This is a genomic window from uncultured Rhodospira sp., assembly GCF_937138205.1.
Taxonomy (GTDB): Bacteria; Pseudomonadota; Alphaproteobacteria; order Rhodospirillales; family Rhodospirillaceae; genus Rhodospira.
On record NZ_CAKZOT010000116.1, the window covers coordinates 1 to 4,374 of the forward strand.

A 4,374-nucleotide genomic window follows, 5' to 3' on the forward strand; every position below is an offset into this window, starting at 1 on the left:
TTGGCGTCCCCTAGGGGATGGGATTCGATAAGAGCCTAACTGACTGACTTCACAGGGTAAAATGCCGAAATTGTTGTCCACAAGACCCGTTGTCCTCTGTGTACAACACTACCCTGTTCCGGGTGCTTGGGCAAGACGCGCCCTATCCGGCGTCCGGATCGAGCAAAGCGGTGTGGGATCGCAACCACGGTTCCAGGCGGGCGAAATCAAAGTGGTTGGCGGCATAGAGGCCGGATATGAACGCGAATGTCTCTTCGGCGTTGGCCGTCAGACGGGCGCCGTTGATGGCGAGGAAGGTGTACGTCGCGGCGAAGGCGACCCGCTTGTTGCCGTCGATGAAGGGATGGTTCTGGGCAAGGCTTTCCCAGAGCGCGGCGGCTTCGGCAATCAGGTCGGTGTAGTAGCCCGATTGGGGACGGAACAAAGCGGCTTGCAGAAGACCGAAGTCTCGCACCCCCATCGTGCCGCCGTACCTGTCGATCTGGTCCGCATGGATGGCCAGGGCTTCCTCGACGGTCAGATAGTCGGTCATTGCGCCAGCTTCTTGTAGAGCGCGGCGAACGGCTCATGGCTGGCGTCGTAAGCGTCCATGACATGACGCCGTGGACGGGCCTGTTTCCGCTTCTCGATCAGGTCCGCCAGCGCTTCGTCGACAAGGGCCTGGATGTGCCGCCCCTCGGCCTTGGCCAGGGACCGAACCGACGCCAGAAGGTCGGCGTTGACCTGGGTCGCGAACGTCTCGCGGGCTGGTGTGCCCATGACATGCCTCCTTCCTCGTGAGCGCGGGGCGTCATGATACATCATGATGTACCAAGGTGGGCAGGGGGCAGGTCGTTGCCATGACCCCTATCGGCCATGATGAAAAAAACTGTGTCACGACACCGGTTGGTGTTCGTCGGTGGCCGCGTCAGGCCGTGTCGCAGGGTCAGAACGGCCCGTGGTCAATCGGGGAAGGCTTCCTGGTTCGGTTCCCGGTCGTCCGGGTGCGCTGGGGCGGGACGGGCCTCCTGCGCCTGTGCGTTTGTCCCAGGGCGAGGAACGGGATCGCTGGACCGGGACCAGACACCCGGTAAAGGCGGACGGTAAGCGTTTCATGGTGGGACAGTTTGCCCAGTCAGGCAACGGCCCGTCAGGGACCTTTGGCACGACACCCTCTCCTGACGTGTCGTTGCGGGCTCTGAGGGTTCTGGTGTGTTGTTTCCTCTGATTTGGGTTAGTCCAAACGGATCGTCATGAAGGACCGAGGGACGTTGAGTCGGAACATGACGGGTCGTTTGGATGGGACGCTTAGAGTCGAGGAAACAAGGAAGAACCTATAGCACCTACAGGACTCTTAAAGAGTCACTATAAGTGTATCTGTAAGTTTTCTTCCTGGTCTCTTTTTCTCTATAGGTCCGTCTCAATGCAAGGGCTTCGCCCTCCTCTTCATTTAGGTGGGTCCGTTTTGGTCGCGGATGCGCTGGACCGTCTGGCGGGTCGTGGCGAAGCGGCGGGCCGTCTCTGACACGGACACGCCCTCGGACAGGCACACCCGGATGGCGTCCGCGTGGTCCCACGGCCCGGACTTGGGGCGTCCGAGGGCCTTGCCCTGCGCCTTGGCGCGCTGGAGGCCCGCTTGGGTGCGTTCGATCAGGATATCCCGCTCCACTTCCGCGACAGCGGCCAGGGTGGACAGGATGATCTTTCCGGCCCCGTTGGTCAGGTCGGTGTCGCCAAGCTGAAGCACCTTCACCGCGCACCCCAGGGACGCCAGACGCTTGACGGTGTTGAGCACGTCGCCCGCGTCTCGACCCAAGCGGTCCAGCTTCGAGACGATCAGGCGCTTGTCTCCGGTCGTCCGCTGGATGGCGTCCACGAGGCGGGTGAACTCCGGGCGCTCCATGGCCGGGACGGACCCGCTTACCGTCTCTTCATAGACCGCCGTGGGCTCATAGCCGCGCTGGCGGATTTCATGAACCTGGTTCTCGGTGGTCTGCCCCACGGTGCTAACGCGGACATAGACGAAGGTGTGCATGACGACGGCTCCGACTGGTGTACAAAAACGGTGTCCATTATACCATGTGACCAAAACACGGCAATCCTAATTTTTGGTCACGGTGTTTCGGGCCGGTTGCAGGGTGTCCGAATACGTTCGTTTGTGGTCAGGGGAACAGGCGTAGGCGCCTGAACGGACTCAATAAAGGAACCGGGAGTAAGACAGAAACATATCAGACAGATACTGTATTCGTCATGTGGAGTGAATGATAAACTTGACGCGGTGTGTAGGCGTTCATAAAAGATGGGCGTCTTTCACCTTTGGAGGTTCCAATGACCGGACGAACAATCACCATGACCATAACGGAGACCGAACTCGGCAAGGGCCTGATCCTCAGCGATGGGCTTCGGATCGTGCCGGAGGACTCATGCAATTGGGGCGTTTTCCGCGACGGGGATATGCTCGACTTCAGTGATGCCCTCGTTGAACTGTTGGACGAATACGCACCCCGACCCTGACACCGGCACCCGCCGGATGGACGAAGCCCCCCCGTGGATCGAACCCGGGGGGTTTTCGTTGTCGTGCGTCACGGGTCGGCCGGGTCAGGGTGCCCCCGCCCCGTGTTCGTCACCGGAACCCCGGGGGCACGGGGACATTCGCGTTCGCGTCCATCCAAGAACAGGGTCGTAAATTCGCAAGGAAAATTTGAAGTCGCCTATATCAATCACAGAAGACATCAGAGGGCCACCCCGCGTCCCCGGCATGTCCGCACCCGAACACCCGAGACGGCCTCTGAGAACTCTTCTACAGGCTGGCAAATATGAAACCAGCGAGCATGTTCGCGGCGAGGAACGTGATTATTCCGATAATGGTGCCGATGGTGTTCTTGCTCATAAGATCACCCTTGATAGACTTCACGATCCCCCGGCCGCTCGCCCGGACGCAACCGAGCCCGGCGCCGGGTCACGAAACGTATACGTGAAAAAGCCCCGATCTATGATCGAAGGCTCTGATTGGGAACGTCACCCGCTCTTCAGCAATCTGGCGCTGCTCGAACTGTTCCGCCCAGGCCCGCGCGGCGATGGCGGGGTTCGTGAAGTCGGGTAGGGGAGGAGCCTTCGCCTCAATCTGGCCGTTCTCGTAGGCGTCGAACTTTCGGACCACTTCGGTCGTGATCTCCAAGGCCGTTTCGGTGCCCGCCTGTGTGATGATGAAGAGCGCCTGACGGCGGTTCAGGTAGAACCGTTCTTCCTCATGACCACCGCGTTCCGGTCGATGCTTCACCGTGCAGCATCGACCGAGTTCGGCCACTCGACCCATATGACGCTTGATGAGCGTCCGGATGTTACGCGGGTTCATGTATCCCAGCTTGACCGCAAGGTCCGTGTCCAGGATGCGGGGTTCGCCTTCAACGGCGGTGATTGTCAGGTCGGTCATGGTCAGTCGTCCTTCATGGTGTTCGGTTTCACGGTTTCCCAGGTCTCCGGCGTTTCCATCAGGACCCCGCGAAGCAGGTACAGGACGTCGTCCCGTTTGATCGTGTCGGGATCGACGTCGCGACCCCACCGACGGCCTCTTCACCCGACATGCCGAACCCCTTGGCGAAGGTGTCCAGCTTGGTCTTGGCAACGTCCGCCTCGTTGCCCTCGCCACGGGTCGCCATGGCGTGGAGCTTCTGTGCGTACTCGGCGTCTGCCTGAGTGAACGGCGGGGTGGTTTTGGGTTTCTCGGAGCGCCCCAAGAACTCCCGGATCGACACGTCCGCGATTTCTGAAATGTCTCCCACGGGAGATTTTTGGAAACGCTGGGCCACCTGCATGTAACGATGAGCGTTTGCGTAACTGAACCGGCAGTTGTCCGCGACCCAAGTCTTGAACACCCCGTGCTTGCATTCGGTCTTGACCTTCAGCAAGGCATCACCGGCCCGCTTCGCGGCCAGGAGCATTCCCTCGGCATGGTCCTGGACGTCCTGGTGAGCGTCGTTGATTTCCCAGGCGAGGGCCGTCAGAGGCGGGACGGACAGGGCGGTGGACTTCAGAGTTTCGATGGTGTCGGTCACGGCTTCCTGGCCCTTGCACTTTGCGAACACGACGCGAGTGCTGGCGGGCTGATTGCTCCCGGTCAGGGTGTTTGTTAGACTGCCGGAACCGTGGGGAGTGCCGGGAAGCGATCCCCCCACGGCCCCGGTCAGTTCGCGGGCGTGCTCAACAAGAGCATCGCCAGCAGAACCACCAGGAAGAGGGCCGCACGGATCATCGTGTGGTCCTTTCCTTTTGGTGGGCTCGATACGGCTGGCATCGTCAGGGATCGGGAACCGTCCCGCCTCGGGTCTTTCGTCACCGTGTGTTGCCGCCCATGACATAGGCGCCGTCCTTGCGGATCGCGGGGAGCACGTCCCG

At 60.9% G+C, this 4,374-nt stretch carries 6 protein-coding genes; 1 reads left to right on the plus strand and 5 read right to left on the minus strand.

Features of this window, described 5'->3' with window-relative positions; translation table 11 throughout:
• Window positions 1–142: 142 nt before the first annotated feature.
• The 3 genes from Q0309_RS18070 to Q0309_RS18080 all read right to left on the minus strand — a co-directional run bounded on the left by Q0309_RS18070 (window position 143) and on the right by Q0309_RS18080 (window position 2,014).
• A complete protein-coding gene (locus Q0309_RS18070; RefSeq protein WP_299444609.1) occupies window positions 143–532 on the minus strand; it encodes a type II toxin-antitoxin system death-on-curing family toxin in 390 nt (129 codons plus the stop codon).
• Window positions 529–759, minus strand: coding sequence for a hypothetical protein (locus tag Q0309_RS18075; RefSeq protein WP_299444611.1), 231 nt, complete (start codon window positions 757–759; stop codon window positions 529–531). The genes Q0309_RS18070 and Q0309_RS18075 overlap by 4 nt, the downstream gene beginning before the upstream one ends.
• Before the next feature lie 670 nt (window positions 760–1,429).
• Window positions 1,430–2,014, minus strand: coding sequence for a recombinase family protein (locus Q0309_RS18080; protein WP_299444613.1), 585 nt, complete (start codon window positions 2,012–2,014; stop codon window positions 1,430–1,432).
• Window positions 2,015–2,328: 314 nt separating this feature from the next.
• Here Q0309_RS18080 and Q0309_RS18085 point away from each other — a divergent pair, with 314 nt between their 5' ends.
• Complete coding sequence (locus Q0309_RS18085; protein WP_299444615.1) at window positions 2,329–2,493, plus strand: hypothetical protein; 165 nt, start codon at window positions 2,329–2,331, stop codon at window positions 2,491–2,493.
• Between the two features lie 445 nt (window positions 2,494–2,938).
• Here the strand turns inward: Q0309_RS18085 and Q0309_RS18090 are convergent, their stop codons facing one another.
• Together Q0309_RS18090 and Q0309_RS18095 are read right to left on the minus strand one after the other, a co-directional pair.
• A complete protein-coding gene (locus Q0309_RS18090; RefSeq protein ID WP_299444617.1) occupies window positions 2,939–3,412 on the minus strand; it encodes a hypothetical protein in 474 nt (157 codons plus the stop codon).
• A gap of 58 nt (window positions 3,413–3,470) precedes the next feature.
• A complete protein-coding gene (locus Q0309_RS18095; protein WP_299444619.1) occupies window positions 3,471–4,034 on the minus strand; it encodes a DUF3102 domain-containing protein in 564 nt (187 codons plus the stop codon).
• Window positions 4,035–4,374: the final 340 nt, after the last annotated feature.

Excerpts from the sequence above, each read along its gene's own strand:
- Q0309_RS18075 (WP_299444611.1), bottom strand. The coding sequence starts at position 759 with ATGGGCACACCAGCCCGCGAGACGTTCGCGACCCAGGTCAACGCCGAC.
- Q0309_RS18085 (WP_299444615.1), top strand. The coding sequence starts at position 2,329 with ATGACCATAACGGAGACCGAACTCGGCAAGGGCCTGATCCTCAGCGAT.
- Q0309_RS18090 (WP_299444617.1), bottom strand. The coding sequence starts at position 3,412 with ATGACCGACCTGACAATCACCGCCGTTGAAGGCGAACCCCGCATCCTG.
- Q0309_RS18070 (WP_299444609.1), bottom strand. The coding sequence starts at position 532 with ATGACCGACTATCTGACCGTCGAGGAAGCCCTGGCCATCCATGCGGAC.
- Q0309_RS18080 (WP_299444613.1), bottom strand. The coding sequence starts at position 2,014 with ATGCACACCTTCGTCTATGTCCGCGTTAGCACCGTGGGGCAGACCACC.